This is a genomic window from Bacteroides sp. 1_1_30, from assembly GCF_020982715.1.
In the GTDB taxonomy this organism is placed as follows: domain Bacteria; phylum Bacteroidota; class Bacteroidia; order Bacteroidales; family Bacteroidaceae; genus Bacteroides; species Bacteroides xylanisolvens.
Map to the genome: position 1 here is coordinate 1 of NZ_JAJKHN010000086.1, position 26,541 is coordinate 26,541.

Annotated in this window: 15 protein-coding genes and 1 pseudogene; 12 read left to right on the forward strand and 4 right to left on the reverse strand. The window is 40.5% G+C overall.

What is annotated here, in order from left to right; genetic code table 11:
* Positions 1 to 140: 140 nt before the first annotated feature.
* Positions 141 to 3,518: pseudogene (locus tag LPH68_RS20840) on the forward strand (response regulator); the annotation flags it as partial.
* A 70-nt stretch (positions 3,519 to 3,588) separates the two neighbouring features.
* Complete coding sequence (locus LPH68_RS20845) at positions 3,589 to 4,875, forward strand: histidine-type phosphatase (protein ID WP_008026659.1); 1,287 nt, start codon at positions 3,589 to 3,591, stop codon at positions 4,873 to 4,875.
* Between the two features lie 62 nt (positions 4,876 to 4,937).
* On the opposite strand, the gene LPH68_RS20850 is transcribed toward LPH68_RS20845, so the two are convergent.
* The gene (locus tag LPH68_RS20850) at positions 4,938 to 6,452 is read right to left on the reverse strand and encodes an SLC13 family permease (protein ID WP_151923298.1); all 1,515 of its coding nucleotides are present in this window, start codon (positions 6,450 to 6,452) and stop codon (positions 4,938 to 4,940) included.
* Between the two features lie 188 nt (positions 6,453 to 6,640).
* Between LPH68_RS20850 and LPH68_RS20855 the strand changes: the two genes are divergently transcribed.
* From LPH68_RS20855 to LPH68_RS20895, 9 genes are all read left to right on the forward strand, one after another.
* A complete protein-coding gene (locus tag LPH68_RS20855; protein WP_151923299.1) occupies positions 6,641 to 7,231 on the forward strand; it encodes an RNA polymerase sigma-70 factor in 591 nt (196 codons plus the stop codon).
* A 71-nt stretch (positions 7,232 to 7,302) separates the two neighbouring features.
* On the forward strand, positions 7,303 to 8,316 hold the full coding sequence (locus LPH68_RS20860) for a FecR family protein (protein WP_230297114.1): 1,014 nt from the start codon (positions 7,303 to 7,305) through the stop codon (positions 8,314 to 8,316).
* Positions 8,317 to 8,586: 270 nt separating this feature from the next.
* Positions 8,587 to 11,949 (forward strand): TonB-dependent receptor, encoded by a 3,363-nt coding sequence (locus tag LPH68_RS20865; RefSeq protein WP_009040223.1) that lies wholly within the window; start codon positions 8,587 to 8,589, stop codon positions 11,947 to 11,949.
* A gap of 10 nt (positions 11,950 to 11,959) precedes the next feature.
* On the forward strand, positions 11,960 to 13,615 hold the full coding sequence (locus LPH68_RS20870) for a RagB/SusD family nutrient uptake outer membrane protein (protein ID WP_055236033.1): 1,656 nt from the start codon (positions 11,960 to 11,962) through the stop codon (positions 13,613 to 13,615).
* 32 nt (positions 13,616 to 13,647) lie between these two features.
* Positions 13,648 to 14,646 (forward strand): family 43 glycosylhydrolase, encoded by a 999-nt coding sequence (locus LPH68_RS20875; RefSeq protein ID WP_022200203.1) that lies wholly within the window; start codon positions 13,648 to 13,650, stop codon positions 14,644 to 14,646.
* A 26-nt stretch (positions 14,647 to 14,672) separates the two neighbouring features.
* Complete coding sequence (locus LPH68_RS20880; RefSeq protein WP_151923300.1) at positions 14,673 to 16,724, forward strand: SusF/SusE family outer membrane protein; 2,052 nt, start codon at positions 14,673 to 14,675, stop codon at positions 16,722 to 16,724.
* 133 nt (positions 16,725 to 16,857) lie between these two features.
* Complete coding sequence (locus LPH68_RS20885) at positions 16,858 to 18,969, forward strand: beta-galactosidase (protein ID WP_230297115.1); 2,112 nt, start codon at positions 16,858 to 16,860, stop codon at positions 18,967 to 18,969.
* Positions 18,970 to 19,028: 59 nt separating this feature from the next.
* Positions 19,029 to 20,126: a cellulase family glycosylhydrolase gene (locus LPH68_RS20890; protein WP_015531711.1), complete on the forward strand. Its 1,098-nt coding sequence runs from the start codon at positions 19,029 to 19,031 to the stop codon at positions 20,124 to 20,126.
* A 113-nt stretch (positions 20,127 to 20,239) separates the two neighbouring features.
* On the forward strand, positions 20,240 to 22,234 hold the full coding sequence (locus tag LPH68_RS20895; protein WP_055236030.1) for a glycoside hydrolase family 97 protein: 1,995 nt from the start codon (positions 20,240 to 20,242) through the stop codon (positions 22,232 to 22,234).
* Positions 22,235 to 22,470: 236 nt separating this feature from the next.
* Here LPH68_RS20895 and LPH68_RS20900 read toward each other — a convergent pair whose 3' ends face one another.
* Positions 22,471 to 23,679: a hexokinase gene (locus LPH68_RS20900; protein ID WP_151923900.1), complete on the reverse strand. Its 1,209-nt coding sequence runs from the start codon at positions 23,677 to 23,679 to the stop codon at positions 22,471 to 22,473.
* Between the two features lie 1,623 nt (positions 23,680 to 25,302).
* Between LPH68_RS20900 and LPH68_RS20905 the strand changes: the two genes are divergently transcribed.
* Positions 25,303 to 25,650 (forward strand): hypothetical protein, encoded by a 348-nt coding sequence (locus LPH68_RS20905; protein WP_008645116.1) that lies wholly within the window; start codon positions 25,303 to 25,305, stop codon positions 25,648 to 25,650.
* Between the two features lie 87 nt (positions 25,651 to 25,737).
* Here LPH68_RS20905 and LPH68_RS20910 read toward each other — a convergent pair whose 3' ends face one another.
* A complete protein-coding gene (locus tag LPH68_RS20910; protein WP_230297116.1) occupies positions 25,738 to 26,052 on the reverse strand; it encodes a hypothetical protein in 315 nt (104 codons plus the stop codon).
* Positions 26,053 to 26,187: 135 nt separating this feature from the next.
* On the reverse strand, positions 26,188 to 26,541 hold a 354-nt coding region (locus tag LPH68_RS20915; protein ID WP_230297117.1), incomplete at its 5' end, for a hypothetical protein.

Here is a 26,541-nt window from a genome sequence, read left to right on the forward strand (position 1 = left end):
TGACACGTCTATATGAGGAAAAGTAACTAGGAAGACTTTATTTATTATTAGATATACAAGAGTATTGCCATTAAATAAGTTTTGAGAAGAGAAGGGAACTATTGATTATTAAACAATTAGCACTCGTGCGTTTTCCCTGTCCAGTGCATGAACTTTATTACCATGCTGTTTCAAAGCAGTTATTTGTGGGAAACTATAAAGAGGGAATACTTATATATGACATGGGGGGAACAGGAAAAATCATCTCTTGTCAATTCCCCAATCATGTAGAGATTAACCAGATTGCTGCTTTAAACGCTCATGAACTTCTAGTGGCTACTGGGGGAAAAGGTATATATAAGCTGGATGTGAATACATACATGAGTGAACCCTACATAACAGCTGATTATAGCAGTTATAACGGGATGAATGGAAATAATATTAATGATGTCTATGTGGATGAAGAAGATCGCATCTGGCTCGCAAATTATCCCACCGGCATTACAATCCGTAACAACCGTTATGGAAGTTATGACCTGATAAGACATTCTCTTGGTAATACCCGGTCACTGGTGAACGATCAGGTTCATGATGTGGTGGAGGATAGTGACGGTGACCTCTGGTTTGCAACCAGTAACGGTATCAGTTTCTATCAGACTGATACAAAAGAATGGCGTTCCTTCTTTAGTTCCTTTGATCCGGTACCGAATGATGAGAATCACATTTTTTTAGCGCTGTGTGAAGTCTCTCCCGGTGTAATGTGGGCTGGTGGTTATACATCGGGTATTTACAAGATAGAGAAGAAGAAAGGGTTTAAGGTAACTTATCTTTCTCCTGCTGCCATTGCAGGAGTACGTCCCGATCAATATATTTATGACATTAAAAAAGATTCGGGAGGTGATATCTGGTCCGGTGGATATTATCATCTGAAGCGTATCAATCTTGATACTAAAAATGTACGTTTATATCCGGGAGTAAGTTCTATTACTACCATTCAGGAGAAGGATGACCGGCTGATGTGGATTGGTACGCGAATGGGACTCTACCTGCTTGATAAAGAATCCGGAATTTACCGGTATATTGATCTGCCTATTGAATCTCCCTATATATGTGCATTATACCAGAGAGAAGACGGTATCCTATATATTGGTACCCGTGGAGCCGGACTTCTTGTTTATGACATTAATAAGAAAAAGTTTATCCATCAATATCGTACTGATAACTGTGCGTTGATTTCTGACAATATTTATACAATTCTTCCACGTCAGGACGAGAGTCTTCTGATGGGTACGGAAACCGGTATTACAATCTATTCCCCCCAGAAACATTCTTTTCGTAATTGGACACGGGAACAAGGATTGATGAGTGTCAATTTTAATGCAGGTTCTGCCACCGCCTGGAATAAAAGCACACTTGTTTTTGGCGGTAATGAAGGTGCAGTTAAGTTCCCGACAAATATACAGATACCGGAACCGCATTACTCACGCCTGTTATTACGTGATTTTATGATTGCTTATCATCCTGTTTATCCGGGTGATGACGGATCTCCTTTGAAGAAGGACATTGACGAAACTGACCGGCTGGAACTAGCTTACGGACAAAATACATTTTCCCTTGATGTGGCATCCATTAATTATGATTATCCTTCCAACATTCTTTATTCATGGAAAATTGATGGTTATCATAAAGAATGGAGTCGTCCAAGTCAGGATAACCGGATTCTTGTCAGAAATCTGCCTCCTGGCAGTTATACGTTACAAATTCGTGCCGTATCCAATGAAGAGAAGTATAAGACTTATGAGACAAGGAACATTCAGATTGTTATAACACCTCCGGTATGGGCCAGTTTGTGGGCTATGGTGGGATATGCAATTCTGTTGGTATTGGTTATGATTATCATCTTTCGTATCATCATGTTGCAAAAGCAGAAGAAAGTGTCGGATGAGAAGACACGGTTCTTCATTAATACGGCTCATGACATACGTACGCCGCTTACGTTGATAAAAGCTCCGCTGGAGGAAGTCATAGAAAATCGTATGGTGACCGAACAGGCGTTACCCCATATGAATATGGCTCTTAAGAATGTAAATACATTGCTTCAGCTGACAACGAACTTGATAAATTTCGAACGGATAGATGTCTATTCATCCACTCTTTATGTTTCCGAGTATGAGCTGAATACTTTTATGAATGATGTTTGTGCTGCTTTTCGCAAATATGCTGAAATGAAACATGTCAGGTTTGTTTATGAAAGCAATTTTGACTATCTGAATGTGTGGTTTGATAGTGACAAGATGGGATCTATTCTGAAAAATATCTTGTCGAATGCATTGAAGTATACACCTGAAGAAGGTAGTGTCTGCATTTCCGCTTGTGAGGAAGGAAACACGTGGAGCATTGAGGTGAAAGATACGGGAATTGGTATTCCTTCGTGCGAACAGAAGAAATTGTTCAGGAACTGTTTTAGAGGTAGCAATGTTGTCAATCTAAAAGTGACAGGTAGCGGAATAGGGCTGATGTTGGTATACAAACTAGTCAAATTACATAAAGGCAAGATTCAGATTCAGAGCAATGAACAACAAGGCACTTGTGTACGAGTTACTTTCCCGAAAGGAAATAGCCATCTTCATAAAGCTAAATTTATTTCTCCCAAGCTGCCGGATGAACGTCCGGAGACTATCATACCGGGTAGTATTTCTGATTTGCCGGCTATGGAAATATCCCAGATAAACAGTTCCTTACAACGGATCCTGATAGTGGAGGATAATGATGATTTGCGCAATTATCTGGTGGATATGCTGAAGACGAGTTATAATATTCAGGCTTGTCCGAATGGAAAGGATGCACTTATCATAATCAGGGAATTTAATCCGGATCTTGTTATATCCGATATAATGATGCCTGAAATGAGCGGAGATGAACTTTGTTCAGCGATAAAAGGGGATCTTGAGATGTCTCATATTCCGGTCGTTTTGCTGACAGCATTGGGAGACGAGAAGAATATGCTAGAAGGGCTGGAAATCGGAGCGGATGCTTATATCACCAAGCCTTTCAGTGTAGGAATACTCAAGGCAACGATTAAGAATTTGCTGGCGAATCGTGCTTTGCTCCGTCAGGTTTATAATAGTATCGAAGAGGAAGAACAGAAATTTGCGGTTAATTGTACTAATACTCTGGACTGGAAATTTATTGCTTCGGTCAAGGAATGTATAGAGAAGAACATGAGTGATCCGGATTTTAATGTAGAAATGCTTAGCAGTCGCCATCACATGAGCCGTACGAGTTTCTTTAATAAATTAAAGGTCTTGACAGGTTATGCTCCGGCTGATTATATCCGGATGATACGTTTGCAACATGCTGCACAATTGCTAAAGCAGGGCGAATATACAATAGCGGAAATTACCGATAGGGTCGGGTTCTCGGATGCGAAATATTTCCGTGAGGTATTTAAAAAGTATTATGGTGTAAGTCCGAGCAAATATGGAGATTCGGAAAATACAGAACCTTGTCCGGCAAGCAATTTAAAAAATGAGAAATAGTAGGCAGCGTATATAAACATTGTTCTATGCCCGGTTGTTATGTTTGGCAAACAAATATATATTCTGCCGGATGAGAGCAATATTGATATTTTTAGCTGGTCTGCTTTTCCCTATAACTTTTTTATTCGGGCAAAGTGCAATTCAGAAATATGCAGGAACGGCTATGCCGTATCCTTTGATAAAGAATCTGCCTGTTTTGAACCATGATGGTATGGTTCCTTTTTATATCAATCATTTAGGAAGGCACGGAGCACGGTTCCCGACTTCGGGAAAAGCATTAGAGAAGGTTAGAAATGTGCTTATATTGGCGGAGCAGGAAAACAGATTGACTGTAAAAGGTCAGGAACTGCTTGCTACGGTATTACGGCTGTCCGAAGCTTTCGAAGGACGATGGGGAGAATTGTCGGCAGTAGGAGAGCAGGAACAAAAGGGAATAGCAGAGCGTATGCTATTGCGTTATCCTGAAATATTTGTAGATTCGGCGCGAATTGAAGCGATAGCTTCCTATATTCCTCGTTGTATTAGTAGTATGGATGCTTTTCTTTCTGGTATGGAAAAACAGGATTCCTCATTGGTAATAAAGAAAAGTGCAGGAAAGCAATATAACCCACTTCTTCGTTTTTTTGATTTGAACAAGCCTTATGTTTATTATAAAGAGAAAGGTGACTGGATTTCTTTGTATGAATCATTTGTGCAAGATAAGATAGTTTTTACACCTGTCATGAAAAGGATTTTTCTCACCTCAGGACAAGAAACAGAACAGGAAAAACGGGAGTTTGTCATGGCTTTGTTCTCAATAGCAGCTATACTTCCTGATACAGGCTTATCTTTTAATATGAAAGGTATTCTCAATGATAAAGAATGGTATGGTTATTGGCAAACACAAAACTTGCGGCAATATCTGACTAAAAGTGCAGCACCAGTTGGAAATATGTTGCCGGTTGCAATTGCATGGCCGTTACTTTCAGAGTTTATTCAAACGACAGAGCAGGCAATTAACGGGCAATCGGACAATCGGGTGGATCTTCGTTTTGCGCATGCAGAAACTGTCATTCCTTTTGTAGCATTGATGGGTATAGGAAAAACGGATATACAGATAGCATCACCTGATTCCGTATCCATTTATTGGAAAGATTATGAAATTGCTCCGATGGCAGCTAATGTGCAATGGGTGTTTTATCGTGATAAGAACTGTCAAGTCTGGGTCAAAATACTTTTGAATGAGCAAGAAGTAACCATTCCGGTGGTCACATCCTTTTTCCCATATTATCGGTGGGAAGAAGTCTGCCACTATCTGAAACAACGGATAGCAATATCAAAAGAGATTCTTTCCAGGTTTTCAAGTAAGACTGATTAGCAAAAAAGCCCTGTAAGAATGATTGCTTCTCACAGGGCTTATTTGTATGGAAAGAGTATTTTTTATAATAATTTGTTGGAGCCAAGTATAATCAACATGGTATATCCCAATATCAGTCCGATGATTCCCATGATTATTCCGACTTTTTCCATATCCTTTTGCTGAATCATGCCTGTGGCATGTGCCAATGCGTTGGGAGGAGTACTGATAGGCAATATCATTGCTAATGATGAACCGATTGCCACTCCAATCAATAAAGTCTCTACTCCACCTAAGGAAGATAGGTTCTCACGCATGCTGCTTCCTGCAATGGCTAGGATGGGGACGAGCAATGCTGCCGTAGCTGTATGTGAGATGAAATTAGCCATAGCATAACAAATAAGTCCGGAGCCGACAATCATTAATACAGGAGGCCATGTGTTGAATGGGATAGCTTCAATCATATGTTTCGCCAGTCCGGTTTCTTGTAAAGCAACGCCCAGGGCGAAGCCGCCGGCTACCATCCAGAGTACGCTCCAACTGATTTCTTCCAGATCGCGTTTGGTGATGACTCCCGTTATACAGAAAACGGCTACCGGAATCATAGCTACTACATTAGAGTTTACTCCCGTCACCTTGTCAAACATCCAAAGTATGACTGTGATAGCAAAAGTGATATAAACCACAATGGAACGCCAGTCTTTTTTGGCTTCACCTTCAATTTGTAATTCAATATTTTTTTGTTTAAAGGGAAACAATCGTAAAAGTATGAACCAAGCGATAAACAATACAATAATAGTATAGGGTAACATAAAACTCATCCATTCTCCGAAACCGATATTCAGGTTCAGTCCCTCCGGATCATTCAGGTATTTTAAGGCAATTGCGTTGGGCGGTGTGCCGATAGGAGTTCCCATGCCACCCACATTAGCAGCTACAGGAATAGCCATAGCCAGACCTATTTTTCCTTTACCGTCTGCCGGAAGTGCTTTTAATACAGGAGTTAGGAAAGTGAGCATCATGGCAGCTGTAGCCGTGTTGCTAAGGAACATTGAAAATGCAGCTGTAACAAGAATGAATCCTAATAGTACATAGCGTGATTGGGTTCCGAAAGGTCTTAGCATGACGCGTGCCAACAATACGTCCAATCCGCTTTTGGTTGCTGCGATGGCAAGTATGAACCCACCAATAAATAACATAATGATTGGATCGGCAAAGCAATGCATAATGGACTTATATTTGACTGTCTGTCCCAATTTTTCTGTCGAGATTCCTTGAGTAAGGAACCATAAGCTGCTGTCGGAAACGGTGAGTAACAATAAAACGACAATCAATACAGAAGTGGTCCATGCAGGGACAGCCTCGAATACCCACATCAGTGTGGCAAAAATAAAGATAGAAATAAGTCTTTGTTCTATAACTGTTAACCCTTCTATACCAAATGTGTCAATAGGGAGGAGCCATAAAATAAGGGAAAGGGTAATAGCTACGGTTAGCTTTATACATCTGGCCACTGTCTGATTTTTTGCCAACCGTTTGGCTTTCTTTAAGTCCTGATAAGCTTCCACTAGATGGAAGCCGTGAAAAATCTTGTACATAATACTAGTTTAAGATAAAATTAAAAAAACGGTGCAAAAATAACTTTTTATTCTATATCTCGTAAATCAACGAGAGAAGTTTTTTATAATTCTTTTGGATTGTGATGTCCTTGAAGATATTAATATGGATATTAGGTAGTCTGCTGCAATTTCTCTAAATTTGTGCCATTAACTCGACTAATACATTCATGGAGCACACTGAAACTTTAATAGTAGAGCAGTTGAAGATAGGCAACGAAGACGCCTATCAATACATCTATGACCATCATTATGCTCTGCTGTGTCATGTCGCGAGTGGCTATGTAAAAGATCAATTCCTCGCGGAAACCATTGTCGGGGATACTATTTTTCATTTATGGGAGATTCGTGAAACGTTAGCGATTTCCGTTTCTATCCGTAGCTATTTGGTGAGAGCCGTCCGTAATCGTTGTATCAACTATCTGAATTCTGAATGGGAAAAGCGTGAGATCGCGTTTTCATCTCTAATGCCTGATGAGATAACAGACGATAAAATGACGATATCCGATTCGCATCCGTTAGGTGCATTGCTGGAGCGTGAACTGGAAGAGGAAATATATAAAGCCATTGATAAATTGCCGAATGAATGTCGTCGCGTATTCGATAAAAGTCGTTTTGAAGGAAAATCATACGAAGAAATTTCTCAAGAGTTAGGCATCTCTGTCAATACGGTTAAATATCATATAAAGAATGCATTAGCATCTTTACAAATGAATCTAAGTAAATATCTGATTACTCTACTTTTATTTTTTTTCGGGTAAAAACGAAAAAAAGTCATTTTCAGACTACCCTCAATTAAAAAACTACTGTCTCCTTTATAGAACGCAGAAAAATGGAAGAAGAAAAGAAACATATTGATGAATTGATTGCAACCTATCTGACGGAAGGTTTGGACAAAAATGCTTTAGCCGAACTGAAAGCATGGATAGCTGCATCACCTGAAAATAAGAATTACTTTATTCAGCAGCGGGAAGTCTGGTTTTCTGCTGTCAGTTGTGAAGCTGCGTCGAAATACAATAAAGATAAAGCGTTCGATACATTTAAGAAACGTATCGGAAATCGGAAGGAAATAGAAAAAACTTCTCATCATGGATTCCGGTTGTCAATGTTGTGGCGTTATGCAGCGATTATTGCAGTCATACTTGCAGTCGGCTGCTTCTCTTATTGGCAGGGAGGAGTGAACGTAAAAGACACATTCGCGGATATATCCGTAGAAGCTCCTTTAGGATCGAGGACAAAGCTTTATTTGCCGGATGGTACATTAGTTTGGCTGAATGCCGGTTCACGAATGACTTACTCACAAGGTTTCGGAGTCGATAATCGTATGATCGAACTGGAAGGTGAGGGATATTTTGAAGTCCGGCGGAATGAAAAACTCCCTTTCTTTGTAAAGACTAAAGATTTACAATTGCAAGTACTGGGAACAAAATTTAATTTTCGCGATTACCCGGAGGATCATGAAGTCGTAGTATCTTTATTGGAAGGGAAAGTAGAACTGAATAATTTACTGAAAAAAGAGAAAGAAGCAATTCTTGCGCCTGATGAGAGAGCAATATTGAATAAAACGAATGGACGGATGACAGTAGAAACAGTTACAGCCTCTAATGCTTCGCAATGGACGGACGGTTATCTGTTTTTTGATGAAGAGCTTCTGCCGGACATCGTGAAAGAATTGGAACGTAGCTACAATGTAACTATTCGCATTGCCAATGATTCTTTAAATACCTTCCGGTTCTACGGTAATTTTGTCCGTCGGGAGCAAAGTATTCAGGAAGTATTGGATGCGTTGGCATCTACGGAGAAAATACAATATAAGATTGAAGAACGCAATATAACTATCTATTAACCGGTTACCAGAGATTTATAATACTATGATTGTTTAACCTTAGAAATTGAAGAATATGAAGGAAGAAAATAATACTGAATAGTCTTTAGTGAATGAATAAGGAGAGAAAAATAAAAACCGGAAGATCTCGAACATCTTCCGGCTCCTGAATCTCTTCTTCAACAACTTTCAAACGTGAGCATGTTTTCAAAAGAGATAATGCAAAGTTAGCAAAATACATCTCTTTTAAAACGAGTTATTCAAGTTTTAATTAAATAATTTGTTTATTTTATGAATTACAGGAAGAAGGCCATATTAATGGTCGTGGCTCTCTTTTGCCTTAACATAGCAATGCTAGCCCAGGCCGTTTCATTGAAAATGAATAATGTTTCAGTGAAAGAAGCAATGACGCAATTGAAGAATAAAAGCGGATATTCTTTCGTATATAAAGTGGGAGATCTGGATACAAAGAAAATTGTGAGTGTAAAGGCAAAGCAGTTGAATGAGGCTATCGATCAGATATTGTACGGGCAAGATGTTGTTTATGAGGTAAAAGGTAAAAACATTGTTGTCCAAAAAGGGCAACGGCAGAATACCTCTAAAGACACTAAAAAACGTAAAATCACAGGTGTGGTGAATGATGCCAATGGTGAACCGATCATCGGTGCTACCATCAAGGAAAAAGGAACGGCTAACGGAACCGCATCTGATTTGGATGCGAAGTTCTCGTTGGAAGTATCACCGGGAGCCGTATTAGAGATTTCCTATATTGGTTATCAGACACAGGAAGTAAAAGTGGGCGACCGGACCTCTTTATCCGTGACCTTGGCTGAAAATCAGCAAATTTTAGATGAGGTGGTAGTGGTGGGATATGGTACGACTTCCCGCAAAAATCTGACTACTTCTATTGCTACGGTAAAAACAGAAAAAATATCGAAAGCAGCTACCAGTAATATTTCCGGAATGTTGTTGGGGCGTGCTGCCGGTTTGCAGGCAACCGTATCCAGTCCCCAGCCGGGGGGAGGCATCAATATCTCCATTCGTGGAGGTGGTACACCGATTTATGTGGTAGATGGAGTGGTTATGCCTAGCGGCTCTTTTGAAGTCGGTACGGGGAGCACATCACTTCCTTCCTCCGTCAACCGTGCAGGATTGGCAGGATTAAATCCCAACGATATTGAATCTATTGAAATCCTGAAAGATGCTTCTGCTGCCATTTATGGTATCGGAGCTGCCGATGGTGTTATTTTGGTGACTACCAAAAAGGGAAAAGAAGGAAAACCGACCATAGTGTATGAAGGAAGTTATTCCATACAGAAACATTATCCTTATCTGGAGGTATTGAGTGGTCCCGAATTGATGAACATGGTCAATGTTTTCAGTAAGGAGAATTATTTATATGACAAAGGTCAGTATCCTTATGGAAATACCGCTTATGATGATAAGTGGACACCTATCTTTACACCGACACAAATAGCCAATGCTCCGACTACGGACTGGTTGGACAAAGTGCTGAAAACAGGTGCGGTGACCAATCATAATCTGACGATTAGCGGTGGTTCTGAAAAGTTTAAATATTATCTGGGTGTTAACTACTATAAAGAAGATGCTACCGTTCATAATTCGGATATGGAGCGCTACTCTTTGCGTACAAATATCACCTCCCAACTGACTAACTTTTTGAAACTGACAACAATCGTCAATTTGAATCAGAATAATTACACGAACTCTACTGTTGGCGGGGATGTTGGGAACTTAGGAGATCAGGGAGCCGGAGCACTTTTCGGAGCAATTTTCTATCCTTCCTATCTTCCTATATACGATGCCGAAGGGAAATATAATGTATTTAGCCGGACGCCTAACCCTGTTTCCATGCATGATATTAATGATAAGTCCGAGCAAAGTGGTTATTACATGAATTTCTCATTGGATGTTGATATCATAAAGAATATGCTTTCGGCAAAAGTGTTGTATGGATTGAACAAGGAAAATACCTCTCGTGATTCATACATACCTTCTGATGTTTACTACGCATTGCAACGTAAATCCAGAGGAAACTTAGGATATGGAAAAAGGCAACAAAGCACTCTCGAAGGTACGTTGACATTTCAACATAAGTTTGGAGAGCTGTTGGATATGAATCTGATGGCCGGTATGGGACGTTATCTCGATAGTGGCGATGGTTCGGATATATCATACGAAAATGCGAATGATCATATACAGGGAAGCAGTGTAGGCATGGCAGACGGTCCTTTCTATCCGACTTCTTATAAATATAAAAATGAAAAGAGGTCACAGTTTGTCAGAGGAAATTTCGACTTATTGGGTCGCTATGTAGTATCTGCTTCATTGCGCCGTGACGGTACGGATAAATTCTTTCCCAGTAAGAAATATGCTCTCTTTCCATCTGTTTCTCTAGCATGGAAAATGAACGAAGAATCATTTATAAAGAATATCTCTTGGATTAATATGTTGAAACTAAGAGCCAGTTATGGTGAAACTGGTAGTGACAATTTAGGTACAACACTATATGGTATTGTAACAACTACCCGTGAAGATGTTCAGTTCAATAATAATTCAGTTACCTATATTCCTTACATATTGTCCGGTGCCAACTATGAAGATGTAACCTGGCAAAAGACGGTTATGAAAAATATCGGATTGGATTTTTCCGTTCTTAGAGATAGAATCTGGGGTAGTGTAGATGTATTCCGTAATGACGTAACCCATTTGTTGGGTACAGCACCGACTGAATTATTGGGAATGCACGGAACACGTCCTATCAATGGAGGACATTATAAACGTACCGGAGTAGATGTGAGTTTGAATTCGCTGAATCTTCAAACACATGATTTCAAATGGACCTCTCAAATTACACTGTCCCATTATAACGCGGTATGGATAGAACGTATGCCCAACTATGATTATCAAAAATATCAGAAAAGGAAAAATGAACCGATGAATGCATTCTATTATTATAAAACGACCGGTATCATCAATGTGGATAAGAGTAATATGCCCGAATCGCAACGTTCGTTAGGTCCTGCTGCTTGTATGCCGGGATATCCTATTGTTGAAGATAAAAATGGTGATGGAATCATTGATGTGAATGACTCTTATATGGATAATACGTTACCTAAATTATATTTTGGTTTCGGGAATACATTTACATGGAAGAACTTTGATTTGGATATATTCATGTATGGTCAATTGGGAGTAAAGAAATGGAATGATGCATATGGCAATAGTATAGATGTCGGAGGTCTCTCCAGAGGAGTGGATGCGCACAATGTTGGTATCTATTCTTATAACATTTGGAATACCCAGACAAACACGAACGGACGCTTCCCGGGTATCGCAATCAGTAAATCAGTGGCTTTACCCGAAAATCTGGGCTTTGATTATACAAGAGAAAATGCCTCTTATATACGTGTAAGAAACATCACACTGGGATATAATCTGGGTCCCAAAGAGTTATCTGTATTTAAAGGATATATTAGAGGAATACGTGTGTTTGTCGATTTTCAGAATCCTTTGACCTTTACCAAATACAAAGGATATGACCCTGAAATCAACACTTCCTCTTCTAATTTGACCGGAGGGCAATATCCTCAAATGAGAGTTTATTCAATAGGTGCAAAATTAACCTTCTAAACTTCAAGCTATGAAATCTAACAAATTATGTCGTATGAAAAAGAAGATTTTTTTACCGATGCTTGTTTCCTTGCAACTATTATTCGGTAGTTGTGAGAATAATTTTGATCCTTATATTTATGGAGCTTTGTTGCAGGGAGAATATCCTTCTACAGAGCAGGAGTATGTTTCCTATATGATGATTTGCTACTTGCCATACACTACGGTTTGGACGTATGATATGGGTTCAGGCGGTTTGCAGCACGGTATTCATATACAGTCGGGAGGAACGGTACGTATGTTTGATTCCACTTCTGATATATGTGCATCTGCTACCACAGTAGGTGCAGACTGGGAACGATTTACTAAAGGAGACTACAGTAATTGCTTTTATTACTGGCGTGGAAATGTAGATGATGGCAGTAACCTCAACCATTTCCCGAAAACAGCTCAAATAACCCGTATGACTGAAATCATTGGAACTTTGGAGAAAGCTCCTCTGACTGCTCTTACAGAAGAAAAAAAGAATAATCTGCTTGGAGAAGCGCGTCTGTGCCGTGGATTGATGATGTATTTTCTGTTACATGTTTACGGTCCTGTACCGGTCATCCTGGACCCTGAAAAAGTAATTGATCCGGAAGCGTTATCGAATACCGTGCGTCCTTCTTTGGACGAAATGACTCAATGGATTACGGATGACTTGGAGTTTGCCGCAAAGAATGCTCCCGAGGTGGCTCCGGATTTGGGACGCTATACGCGTGACTATGCCCGTTTCTGCCTGATGAAACACTGTCTGAACGAGGGAGAACACATGGAAGGCTATTATCAGAGAGCGATGGATATGTATAATGAACTCAATACAGGTAAATATGATTTGTTTAGAACTGGAAGTACCCCATACGTTGACCTGTTCAAGAATGCCAATAAATTCAATAAAGAAATCATTATGGCTGTCAGTTGTAGCCCGGCTGCCGATGGTAACCCGAAACATGGAAATGCGAATCCTTTCCTGATGTGGGCTTTACCTTCCGATGTGGCAAAAGGGGCTCCTTTCCCAATGGGAGGCGGATGGTTTCAGGCTTTCAGTATGGATAAGAAATACTATGATGCTTTCGAAAGTAACGACGGTCGTTTGAAAACGATTGTGACTAGTTATAAAGACAAGAATGGTGTTATCATTAATAAAGACAATCTGGGGGTGAGATGGAATGGATATATTATGAATAAATTTCCGCAGGAAACCATGACAACTTTCCAGGGTACCGATATTCCTTTGGCAAGATGGGCCGATGTATTATTGATGTATGCAGAGGCAGAAGTACGCAAAACAGGAACCGTTCCTTCTGTGGCTGCTATAAATGCAGTAAATCAAGTAAGGAACAGAGCCGGATTGGCAAATTTGCCGGCTGTGGCAACCAATACCAAAGATGCTTTTCTGGATGCGATCCTGATTGAACGGGGACATGAACTCTTTTATGAAGGTAATCGTAAAATTGACTTGATCCGTTTTAATAAATATGCGCAGGAAATGTATAAGGCGAAGGGAGTAATGCCGACGCATCAGTACATGCCGATTCCTAATTATGCAGTCGAACAGGCGGTTTCTTATGGAAAAGAGCTGAAGCAGACTTGGGAACGTCCGGGTTGGGCGGAAGATAAGAGCAAAGCGCAGCAAAATATAAATTAAACCTATTAACTGAATATAAAGATATGAAACGTATGAGTTACTATATAATTGGTCTATTATTGTCTTTAATGAGTTGGGCATGCTCGGATGATGTAGAAACAGGCAGAGAAGAAATTCCGGTAGAAACAGATGGCGGATATTTATTTGCTCACATGACGAATGCTAATTATGGAAAGCTGTATTATGCAGCTTCCCGGGATGGTGTAAATTGGGAGACGCTGAATAAAGGTCGGATAATCAATAGTGCTTACATTGGGCATCCAGATATTTGTCAGGGACATGATGGGGCTTTTTATATGATAGCAGTCAATCCGTTGGCTTTGTGGCGGTCGGAAGATTTGGTGACATGGACGTCTACCCCGTTGGATGAAATGATTTTTAATCGTAGTAATGCGCAGGGATTTTATACTACTTATTATTGGGGAGCACCCAAGATGTTTTATGACAAGGACAGCGGACAATATATTATAAGCTGGCATGCCTGCAACGATCCGGATAAGGATGACTGGGACAGTATGCGTACTCTCTATGTGTTGACAAAAGATTTTGAGACGTATACAGAACCGCAGAAACTGTTCAACTTCACTGGTACAGATGAGAACATGGCTATTATTGATGCCATTATCCGGAAGGTAAACGGTGTTTATTATGCAATCTTGAAAGATGAACGCGATCCGGCTGTTGCTCCGGAAACCGGGAAAACAGTCCGTATTGCCACCTCTTCCAATCTGACCGGTCCTTACACCAATCCGGGAGCACCCGTCACTCCGAATGATATGATGCGCGAAGCACCTATTTTTATCGAACGGCCCAATCATAGCGGTTGGTTCATTTATGCGGAGTCTTATGCTGCCAAACCTTATGGCTATCATTTGTTTCAGTCGACCTCTATGGACGGACCGTGGAAAGAGCGTACCTTCTCCGGACCTAATGTAAAGGATGGCACGGACAGACCGGGTGCACGACACGGCTGCATCGTGAAGGTGAACGAAACGGTTTATCAGGCTTTGTTGAAAGCATATAAAAAATAAATGTATAATCTTAATATGACTGTATTATGAAATATTATATATATACGATTTTTCTGCTTCTGTTGGCGGCATCCTGTAGCGATGACGTACAGAAATGGGATAATTGGCCGGAATGGAAACTTGCCTCTCCTCTTTCCGTAGGGGGGAATGTGTTGGATGAAGAAATTTACTCCAATTTTCAGGGGAAGAAGCTTCATTTGGAAAAGGGACAGGAAATCGAATTTTCGGGAACCGACGGTATAGAATCAATCCTCTCACCGGATTACTTTGAATACTTGTCCGAAAATAAAGCTCGTTTTAAAGGAGAGACAGGCGATTATAGTGTGCTTTATGATCCCGTTAATGAACTTCTGTATGTAGAAAAAGCCGGTGCAACTTATCCGGAAGGATTATGGTTCTGTGGTGCTAACTGGGGGCATCCTCAAGCGGGAGTGGTTACTACAAGTGGCTGGAGTATGGACGGAGCCAACAATGTGCTTTATTGTTATAAAAGTGCTGACAACGTTTTTCAGCTCACTGTATATCTGGCTAATAACTTCTCATTCAAGTTCTTCAAACATAGAGGTTGGGGAGAAGGTGATAATGAGATTACCACTTTACCGGAAGACAATATAACACTTACCACCCCATTCCTGGTTGCAGGAAAGAGTGGGGGAGATTTTATCCCTGGACCGCTTTTCCAACCCGGAGTATATCTTATTACGCTTGATTTGAATAATAATACTTGTGCTTTTGAAGCAAAAGATGAAAATATTCAGGAGCAAACCTTCCTTGTTAACGGACATGAAATGGGTATATTAGAGGAGGCTTCGTCTTACCTGGGTATTGCTTTGGAACTTCATGAAGGCGATGAAGTGACTTTCGGCAATTTCGGTGATGTGAGAAAGATGCTTCAACCGGATTTCTTTGAAGATATAACAAAGGATAAAGCCACATTTATAGGGGCGGACGGAAACTATAAACTGTTTTACGATCCGGTAAACAAACTGATATATTTAGAAAATCGTTCAGTAAACTACCCGGATGGTTTATGGGTTTGCGGCTCTAATTTCGGGCATCCTCAAGCCGGACGGGTGACTGTTGCCACATGGACCTTCAATTTGCCGAGTGATGCATTCCAATGCGTGAAGATATCGGATAATGTTTTTGAAACAACTCTTTATCTGGTTAAAGATTTCCAGTTTAAATTCTATAAGCAACGTCCGTGGGGAGGTGAACTGGCTAGCACCACTGTTAATCCTTATCCTATTAATCTATTAGGTAAAGGCTGGTTTTATAGTGATCCGGCAACGGGTGGTACTGGTGGCGGACATTTTACCGGTGATTTTGTAGCCGGACCGGATTTCACGCCGGGAGTATACCGTGTCCGGATAGATCTGAATAAGAATATATGTATGTTTATTGATAAGGTAGACGAAGGGCAGCTTGGAGAAGAATTTTATAAAATAAACGGTACAGAGCTGACTCAATCTGATTATCCCAATTATATCGGTGTAGAGTTGAATCTCACGAAAGGGCAGACTGTCGATTTTGAAGGTTTTAGTTATCTGGATTATATGCTTCAACCGGAATACTTTACGAATGAAAACGGCCAATACAAGTTTAATGCTCCGGATGGCAAGTATAAGATCTCCTATAATAAGAATAGGGAACTTATATATGTAGAGAAAACGACTGGTGCGGAATTTCCCGAAACTGTATGGATCACTGGGGCTACCTTCGGGCATCCTAGAATCAGCGGACTTCTTGCTGATGACATTGGAAATTGGGGATGGGAAAATCCGAAAGATTTTATCTGTTGTGTGAAGACCGGGGATCGTATTTTTGAAACCAATCTATTTTTAAACAATGACTTTATGTTCAGATTCTATAAGAAAAAAGGTTGGAATAATGAAATTACTTCGTTTGACGTGACTATTGTGTCTGAAGGTGATTTAATAGCCCGGGGCGGTTATTGGAACGGAGATCAATGGCAGGAAACAGAAAACTTCGGACCGGGAGCTAATTTCAGAGCCGGTATATATCATGTCAAGCTGGATATGAATACAAATACCTGCACGTTTACAAAGAAATACTAGTTTTGAGTATTATATTAGTATAGCATACCATAAAGAGGCCGGTTTTATACAAAACACGACCTCTTTATATAAATGGCTATGTGGTTTTCTCTTTTAGAAATGTCTTATTATATAGATTCTAAAAATAATATCCATGAAGAAATCTTTATTGGTTTTAGCTTTATTGTTTTCATTGGCAACCTTTTCCCAGTCTCCGGTCGATAAGTCTTTTCCTCCGGAAGAGTTGTTTGCTTTGGGTTCTTATTATTACCCCGAGCAATGGGATTCCTCCCAATGGGAACGTGATCTGAAGAAAATGTCGGAGATGGGGATCAAGTTCACCCATTTTGCGGAGTTCGCTTGGGCCATGATGGAGCCGGAAGAAGGAAAGTATGATTTTGAGTGGCTGGATCGTGCAGTCTCTTTGGCGGAGAAATATGGTTTGAAAGTAATCATGTGTACGCCTACTCCTACACCTCCTGCCTGGCTGTCGAAAAAGTACCCCGATATATTGATTCAGCGGGATAATGGAGTTTCCATTCAGCACGGACGGCGTCAGCATGCTTCCTGGAGTAGCGACCGTTACCGTCGTTATGTAGAAAACATTGTTTCCCGTCTGGCAATGCGTTATGGCAATCATCCTGCTGTTATCGGCTGGCAGATTGACAATGAGCCGGGACACTACGGAGTAGTGGATTACAGTGAAAATGCACAACTAAAATTCCGCATCTGGCTACAAAAGAAATATGGGACTATCGACAAACTGAATGATACATGGGGAACCTCTTTCTGGAGTGAAACTTATCAGGACTTCGACCAAGTGCGTCTCCCTAGTCAGCAGGAAGTACCCGATAAGCCCAATCCTCATGCCATGCTCGACTTGAACCGTTTCATGGCAGACGAATTGGCGGGCTTTGTTAATATGCAGGCGGACATACTCCGGCAGCATATTAATAAAGACCAATGGATCACTACCAACCTGATTCCTGTTTTCAATCCGGTTGACCCGGTACGGATCGATCATACGGACTTCCTGACCTACACCCGCTATCTGGTGACCGGACATAATCAAGGAATAGGTAGCCAGGGCTTTCGAATGGGGATTCCTGAAGATCTTGGGTTTTCCAATGACCAGTTTCGTAACCGTGTAGGCAAAACATTCGGAGTGATGGAACTACAACCCGGTCAGGTGAACTGGGGAGTGTATAATCCACAACCCCTACCCGGCGCTGTGCGTATGTGGGTGTATCACGTTTTTGCAGGTGGTGGGAAGTTTGTGTGCAATTACCGTTTCCGTCAACCTCTGAAAGGCAGTGAGCAATATCATTACGGCATGATAATGACCGACGGGGTGACTCTTTCTCCAGGTGGTGAAGAATATGTATGTATTGCGCAGGAGATGAAAAAGCTTCGTGCCGTCTACGATAAGAAAAACCGTATGCCCAAAGAGCTGGCTTCCCGACGCATTGGACTGCTTTTCGATATGAACAACTATTGGGAAATGGAGTTCCAGCGTCAAACAGACCAGTGGTGGACGATGCCGCACATACATAAGTATTACAACCTGTTGAAGTCCTTTGCCGCTCCCGTCGATGTGATCTCGGAGAAGGAGGATTTTTCGGGTTATCCTTTCCTGATTGCGCCGGCTTATCAGTTGCTTGATAACAATTTGGTAGAACGTTGGACTGAATACGTGAAGAATGGAGGACATCTGATTCTGACCTGCCGTACCGGGCAGAAAGACCGTAATGCCAAACTGTGGGAGGCTCCTTTGGCTGCTCCCATCCACCAACTGGCCGGAATAAACAGCCTGTACTATGACCATCTGCCTCACAATCTGTATGGAAAGGTAGATTTCGGGGGCATGGAATACGCCTGGAACAATTGGGCGGACGTACTAACCCCGTCTGCCGGAACAGATGTTTGGGCTGTGTATGCGGACCAGTTTTATAAGGGAGCTGCTTCCGTGATACACCGTAGGCTGGGTAAAGGAACGGCCACCTATATCGGAACGGATACCGATGACGGGAAATTGGAGAAAGAAGTAGTACGTCGTGTATATAAGGAAGCCGGCGTACCGACTGAAGATTTACCATACGGAGTAGTGAAGGAATGGCGGGATGGTTTTTACATCGCTTTGAATTATACATCGGACATTCAGGAAATAGCCATTCCCGATGAGGCGGAGATATTGATCGGCAGTGCACGCCTCGAACCTGCAGGAGTAGTGGTGTGGAAGGAACAGTCAGACGACAGGCATAAATAATCAAATAAACGGGAATTAAAAGAACAAGGAATCTTTTATATTAATCAATTGAAAATAGCATGAAAAATAAATGGTGTGTTAATGTTGTGTTTTTATTCTTTTTAGTGGGGATATGTGTATGCGCTTGTACACAGGATTCTAATTCTTCAAACAACAGTCGTTGGACGGAAGAGAAGATACAAGAATGGTATGACAATCAGCCTTGGCTGGTCGGTTGCAATTATATTCCGGCAACGGCAATCAATCAGATAGAAATGTGGAGTGCGGATACTTTCGATCCTGAACAGATTGAGAAAGAACTATCATGGGCGCATGAACTGGGCTTTAATACCTTACGCGTTTTCTTGAGCAGTGTCGTATGGCAAAATGATGCGGCAGGAATGAAGAAACGTATGGATGATTTTTTGAATATTTGCGGGCAATATTCAATCCGCCCTATGTTTGTGTTCTTTGATGATTGTTGGAATCCGGAGTCGGCTTATGGCAAGCAACCGGAACCGAAGACGGGTGTACATAATTCCGGCTGGGTGCAGGACCCTTCGTGTAGTTTGCGTAAAGACACACTGACGTTGTATCCTTTTCTGCAAGAGTATGTAAAAGATATTGTTCGAACCTATGCTAACGATGACCGGATATTGATGTGGGATTTGTATAATGAGCCGGGGAATAGTAAACACGAGGAAACTTCTTTGCCCTTATTGACGAATGTCTTTCGTTGGGTGCGCGATTGTAAACCGTCACAACCGATTACTGCCGGTGTATGGGACTATAATTCGCCCCGGAAGAATGTCCTGAATGCGTTTGTGTTGAATCATTCGGACATCATCTCTTATCATAATTACGATAATGAGGAACGGCATGGCGAATGTATCAAATTTCTGAAGATGCTTAACCGTCCGTTGATCTGTACCGAATATATGGCCCGTCGCAATGACAGCCGCTTTTGTAATGTTCTTCCTTTGATGAAAAAAGAAAAGGTAGGCGCCATCAATTGGGGATTTGTTGCAGGAAAGACAAATACTATTTTTGCCTGGGATGACGTTATTCCGTCGGGTGAAGAACCGGAATTATGGTTTCATGATATCTATCGTCCTACTGGAGTACCTTATCAGCAGGAAGAAGTCGATTGTATTCAATCCCTGACAGGAAAAAGATAGGATTACGTATTCTTTTTTATCTCTGTTTTTTAGTTTTCATATAGGTTGCTATACTATATTATTTTATTTTTGTATCGTTCTTCTATAATTTGATAACTACTATAATTAAAACCATGAAAAAACTGAAGATTTTATTATTCTTATGTATTGTCGCATGTACGCTTACGGTACAGGCGCAAAAACAATTTACTTTGAACTCTCCGGATGGAAAGCTTCAAACGACGATTACCGTAGGTGATAAGCTGACTTATGACATCCGCTGTAACGGACGGCAGATTCTTGCTCCTTCTCCGATTTCGATGACATTGGATAACGGAGAAGTCTGGGGAGAGAAAGCAAAGTTGTCCGGCACTTCCGGGAAAAAAGTGGATCAGATGATTCCTTCTCCTTTCTATCGTGCCAGTGAATTGAGAGACCACTATAATGAACTGACTCTTCGGTTTAAAAAAGACTGGAATGTCGAGTTTCGTGCGTACAATGATGGTATTGCTTACCGCTTTGTCAGCCGTGCGAAGAAACCTTTCAACGTGGTAGATGAAACAGTAGATTATCATTTCCCATCCGATATGGTAGCTTCTGTACCTTATGTAAAAACAGGAAAAGACGGTGATTATGACTCTCAATATTTCAATTCATTCGAAAATACTTATACTACCGATCCATTATCGAAGCTGAATAAAAAACGTTTGATGTTTTTGCCATTAGTCGTGGATGCCGGAGAAGGCGTTAAGGTTTGTATCACAGAATCCGATTTGGAGAATTATCCCGGTCTCTATTTGTCTGCTGCTGAAGGAGAAAATCGGTTGACGGGACGTTTCGCTCCATACCCCAAGAAGATGGTGCAAGGCGGACACAATCAACTTCAAATGTTGGTGAAAGAGCATGAAGCTTACATTGCCAAAGTAGATAAACCCCGGAATTTCCCGTGGCGCATGAGCATTGTTACCACTTCCGATAAGGATTTGGCAGCAAGCAACTTGAGCTATTTGTTGGCTGCCCCTTCCCGTCTGACGGATCTTTCATGGATCAAACCCGGCAAAGTAGCATGGGACTGGTGGAATGCCTGGAATTTGGATGGCGTTGATTTTGTGACCGGAGTAAATAATCCGACTTATAAAGCCTACATTGATTTTGCTTCTGCAAACGGTATTGAATATGTGATACTTGACGAAGGCTGGGCGGTAAATCTGCAAGCGGATTTGATGCAAGTGGTGAAAGAGATTAATCTGAAAGAATTGGTAGATTATGCAGCCTCCAAAAATGTGGGCATCATTCTTTGGGCCGGTTATTATGCTTTCGAGCGTGATATGGAGAACGTTTGCCGTCATTATGCCGACATGGGAGTAAAAGGTTTTAAGGTCGACTTTATGGATCGTGACGATCAGCTTATGACTGCGTTCAATTATCGGGCTGCCGAAATGTGTGCTAAATACAAACTGATCCTCGACTTGCACGGAACGCACAAACCGGCCGGTTTGAATCGTACTTACCCGAATGTATTGAACTTTGAAGGTGTCAATGGTCTGGAACAGATGAAATGGAGCCCGGCTTCGGTGGACCAGGTGAAGTATGACGTGATGATTCCTTTCACTCGTCAAGTATCCGGTCCGATGGACTACACTCAAGGAGCGATGCGCAATGCTTCGAAAGGTAACTATTACCCTTGCAATTCAGAACCGATGAGTCAGGGAACTCGTTGCCGTCAACTTGCTCTGTATGTTGTATTCGAATCTCCTTTCAATATGTTGTGTGATACGCCGAGCAACTATATGCGCGAACCGGAATCAACAGGATTTATTGCTGATGTTCCGACAGTGTGGGATGAAAGTATCGTGCTTGATGGTAAGATGGGAGAGTATATCGTAACAGCACGCCGGAGTGGAAATGTCTGGTATGTAGGTGGAATCACCGATTGGACGGCACGTGACATCGAAGTGGATTGCTCTTTCCTGGGTGGTAAGACGTATGACGCTACATTGTTTAAAGACGGAGCAAATGCTCACCGGATCGGGCGTGATTATAAATGTGAATCCATCCGGATAAAAAATGACAGTAAGTTGAAGATTCATTTGGCACCCGGAGGTGGTTTTGCTTTGAAGATTAAGTAAACAACCACTTTACACACTACATTGTCTATTAAATCTTGAAATAGATTTGATATATCTGCAATAGGTTAGATAAGGGTGCGTGCAAATCTTTATAAACGAAGAATAACCCTCGTTACAACTATCTGTAGCGAGGGCTATTACATTAAAAAGAGAGTTCTGGCACATTCCTGTCAGATTCTTATAAGCAAGTCGATTGGGAGGATCACCCTGTAATGACGATGATAGGCAGGGAGGTGTCAGGATAAAGCCGCAATACCTGTCCCTATCAAATTGGCATTATTCATGCTTTTGATATCAACCTCTACATCTTCCAAACCAAACAAACTGAAAAGCTCCCGTAATTTTTCCATGACAATCATGTTATAGTTCTTGTCTTTTCTGTTCTTGCTCCAAAAAAGGCTGCCTTCTGCAACCAGGCAAATTTTTCGTATATTCTTGTTGTATGACTTCAACAACATGATAAGCCCTGTCAGTGAAGCTGCAACTAACTGTGCTGATCTACTATATATCCACTGTGCTACTTCTACATACACCTCCTTATAAATATCGGGATAGTTCATAATAGAGGTGAGCTTTTGTGCATCAAACTTTTCTTCGAACTCCTCCAATGGGAAAGTTGCTTTTAGAATATCTCCCAGGTACATACCGGATACAGCTTTTTCGAAACGTTGTTTTCCCGGATTCCCGGAGATTCCATCCACTGTATTATCTACTGCAGTGAGAAACGGCGGATGAAAATTGCCGGATTCCAGATTGACGGGAATCAATCCATCTACTTTATGTGACGGATTTAATTTTTTAATTTTGTCAGCCGGAATAAAAGTTGCCATATTAGTGCCTGTTCCTACAATCAGACCTATATACGCATCGTAACTACTGTCGGTAAGTCCGGCAAATAAACTGGCAACAGTGTCATTGAGCACTTTTATGTTCGTAAACTTGATTTTATTTCTTTCATTCAGATAGTCGAGTAAAGGTTTTCCAACAACTTCTCCGATCATCTCTTTTATATCAACTCCTTTGGTCCAACGTAGCAGTTTGGCATCTCCACCTGGGACGGACTCTGTCGGATAAGAAAAACAATATCCAATTGGCATCTCTTTTTCCCGTTTTATTCCGGTTATCATATCTGCCATTTCTTTGAACAACTCCTCTCGGGTATAACCGGGAGTTTTCATAATCGACATGTCCTTTTTCCAACCATTGTTAGGATGAATGGTGGGAGGCGTTTTGCTGAAGTCAACAATTGCTACCCGGTAATTCGTTCCTCCCAAGTCGAGTACTAATGATTTGCCATTGATACCACTTGCTTTCGGAGTGATGAAAGTGGGAATGCATTGTATCTCTGCATTTTCAGTGTTCAAACCTTCTTCTACTTTCGCTTTAAATGAGCGAGCAATCTCTTTGAGCTGCTCATTATCTAACTGAAAAATATTTTTCTCCATGATATTATTTTTATTGTATAGAATATGTTTATGTATGAATAACAACTGAAGAGGAATTTTGCTCGTTAGGTATACGGTATATGGATCCAATCGGATTCCTGGATTTATCTCTTTCTTTTTGCTCTTTTCCTTTTTGCTCTTTCTTAAAAAAATGCTGAATTCAGTTTACTTACGCACACTTTCTCCTGTCGCCTATTTTTCGCTTGCATTTCTCATATTCTCATTGTTTTTCGATAAACGAAAGATAATCAAATAGATATATTATGAGAAATACTTTTCAAAACGGCATTTCTCATAATATTACCACCTTTTTATGCTGAAAATAGTGTATTTCTCATAGACTTTTTTCTTATTCTCATATTCCTTTTATGCATTTTCTCTATTTCTTGTTTTTTGTGGTCGTCATTCTGTTCCTCCCAGTCTTTTTCCGGACTGATTGTTATTCTTCCTTTTTTATATAAGTAACTTTTTATAAAGCAATTACCTTGCCTTACTTTACTGCTTTCCTGTATTAAGTTCTCCTTATCCCTTTATATTTTATCCTAATCATTGTTGTGTTTTGCTATAAGTATTTGTATCGTTTCACTGGAGTGGGCAGATCATTGCACTCTAGTGAACGGTACTGTCTACTCTAGTGCACAGACCTTTCCACTCTAGTGGAACGATATGGCTGCTTATACATAAATATGCTAATGTCTACTCTTTATACTCCGCATGTCCATTTTATAATCTATTATTTAAGTATTACCTGATTACATCTCTAGCTTGGCTTGACTTCATAATAGTCTGATGCTTCCTTTGCCTTGTAGTAGACTCTTTTTTTACTGCGTGTTTCGTTGCAGTCCATGCTAACTATTACGGTTTTGTCGAAGAATAACTTGAATACTCTGCAAAACAAGTAAAAAAGTATTTGGAATCGCTTGGAAAATCTATGAGAAATGTTTTTGAAAGTGATGAAAATCTATGAGAAATACGTTGTTTTATGGATAAAACGCTGGTAATACTATGAGAAATGCCGTTTTGAAAAGTATTTCTCATAATATATCTATTTGATTATCTTTCGTTTATCGAAAAACAATGAGAATATGAGAAATGCAAGTGAAAAATAGGCGACAGGGAAAAACTGAGCGTTTTTATTTTGATACAATCAGGGCAAACGTCCGCCTGAGTTTAATTCATCAATACATTGCTTTAAGTCGTAAGGACAAATTAGTGGGGATTTGAAAGTTGCCAATATATAGCTATAACAATTTTATGTCTCATACCTATTTCTTTGTCAAAATTGTTTGTTTGCTAAATATAAATTGCTACTTTTGTCATAGCTTACTTTCGAGCGAAGGAAGTAGCTTTTTAATATTTTTATTGAGAACGGTTATTTATTATATATCTCTCCAAAAGAATCCGCTAAATTTTTCCCGGAGATTGTAGTAAGTGACATGTCTCACGCATCTTTTGTAAATATAACCTTGTTATATACTCAATTGAGCGTGGGGCTATCACTTGTGCATCTGGGACGGGTCTTAGCGGATACCATTTGGAGAGCGTAGGTAGATAGTTTCCACGCTCTTTCTTTTTTATAAACCCTCGCACCATCGGGAACTGATGCGGTAAATAACGCAACCTATGTACGGAGACTTTAATCGCATTGTTGTTCAGTTGGTTCAGCATCCTGTCATGCACAAACCTCTCTCGGATTTAACCTATACGGAATGTGAACTGGCCTATGCTTTGATAAGAGAATTGATTGATTTGTCAACTGAAGGTGATTATACTTTATTGGACTATATCCAAATGGCTCGCCTGGAGTATTATCTGGGTGAGTTGTCTTGTAAGATCAACTGTAGTAGGGAGGAAACTGCCCTTCATTATGCGGGCGCTCTTCATCTATTAGAAAAAGGCGGCTTTGATTTGGGCATAAAGAAGTGGGTTGAACTTGTCAGCCTGCGGATCGAGAATCCTAAAAAAGAATGATATTCTGATTTTGTATATAGAATCTGATCGGTATCCACTCAGTATTTATCCGGCATATCCATATGGAATAGTCAACCGTTAGACTACTTAGAACAAGTATTCTAGCGGTTGACAATAAATCCCCTTGCTTTTTTCTAATATCTTTTTTCTTGTAGCTTTCTTTTTCTCATCTGTAATTCGACTGTAATTTCTGTTATTTCTTTCTTCTGCATCTTTTTCTCTTTTGCGTGCGCTTACGCGCCCGCGTGTGATATAATAATGTATCCCATGTGTACCGTTTTCGCCCGCAATCCACTCATGATAAAAAATATGTTCTACAACATCATTATCTTTCAGCGCTTTAGCATATTCTTTCAAAAAAACTTCGAAAAAAGAGTTTAATATATTTGGATTGTATACCAAAAGGGCGTACTTTTGCACCCGCTTTCCAAGAGAAGAAAGCCTTGCAGAATTGACATAGTGAAAAAGCGAGATTGCACTTAAAGAAAAGAACAAAAAAAACTTCCGAAAAGTTTTGGAGGATAATAAATAAAGTTCTTATCTTTGCAGTCCGATTCGCAAAGAAAACGGCCTTTGTTTTTCTTTTATACATTCTTTCCCTTTCGCATAGAGAGCCTGAGAAATGAGTAAAAAGAAAAAAATAAAAAAAACTTCCGAAAAAGTTTGGTAGTTAAAAATAAAGCCTTTACCTTTGCACCCGCTTTTAAAACGAAAGCAGCAAGTTCTTTGAAATATTGATAAACAATACAAGTAGTACAAGTAAAAAATAGAACCGTCAATACTTGTTTCCAGAGCAGCAATGTTCGAAGAAACGATAGGTATTTGAATAAGGTCAATAAATTTACGGCGTCCTGAACAGAGCAAAAAAATCATCTTAACAGATGAAAAAGA

Coding starts and splice junctions, on each gene's coding strand:
- LPH68_RS20845 (WP_008026659.1), top strand. CDS start 3,589: ATGAGAGCAATATTGATATTTTTAGCTGGTCTGCTTTTCCCTATAACT.
- LPH68_RS20850 (WP_151923298.1), bottom strand. CDS start 6,452: ATGTACAAGATTTTTCACGGCTTCCATCTAGTGGAAGCTTATCAGGAC.
- LPH68_RS20855 (WP_151923299.1), top strand. CDS start 6,641: ATGGAGCACACTGAAACTTTAATAGTAGAGCAGTTGAAGATAGGCAAC.
- LPH68_RS20860 (WP_230297114.1), top strand. CDS start 7,303: ATGGAAGAAGAAAAGAAACATATTGATGAATTGATTGCAACCTATCTG.
- LPH68_RS20865 (WP_009040223.1), top strand. CDS start 8,587: ATGAATTACAGGAAGAAGGCCATATTAATGGTCGTGGCTCTCTTTTGC.
- LPH68_RS20870 (WP_055236033.1), top strand. CDS start 11,960: ATGAAATCTAACAAATTATGTCGTATGAAAAAGAAGATTTTTTTACCG.
- LPH68_RS20875 (WP_022200203.1), top strand. CDS start 13,648: ATGAGTTACTATATAATTGGTCTATTATTGTCTTTAATGAGTTGGGCA.
- LPH68_RS20880 (WP_151923300.1), top strand. CDS start 14,673: ATGAAATATTATATATATACGATTTTTCTGCTTCTGTTGGCGGCATCC.
- LPH68_RS20885 (WP_230297115.1), top strand. CDS start 16,858: ATGAAGAAATCTTTATTGGTTTTAGCTTTATTGTTTTCATTGGCAACC.
- LPH68_RS20890 (WP_015531711.1), top strand. CDS start 19,029: ATGAAAAATAAATGGTGTGTTAATGTTGTGTTTTTATTCTTTTTAGTG.
- LPH68_RS20895 (WP_055236030.1), top strand. CDS start 20,240: ATGAAAAAACTGAAGATTTTATTATTCTTATGTATTGTCGCATGTACG.
- LPH68_RS20900 (WP_151923900.1), bottom strand. CDS start 23,679: ATGGAGAAAAATATTTTTCAGTTAGATAATGAGCAGCTCAAAGAGATT.
- LPH68_RS20905 (WP_008645116.1), top strand. CDS start 25,303: ATGTACGGAGACTTTAATCGCATTGTTGTTCAGTTGGTTCAGCATCCT.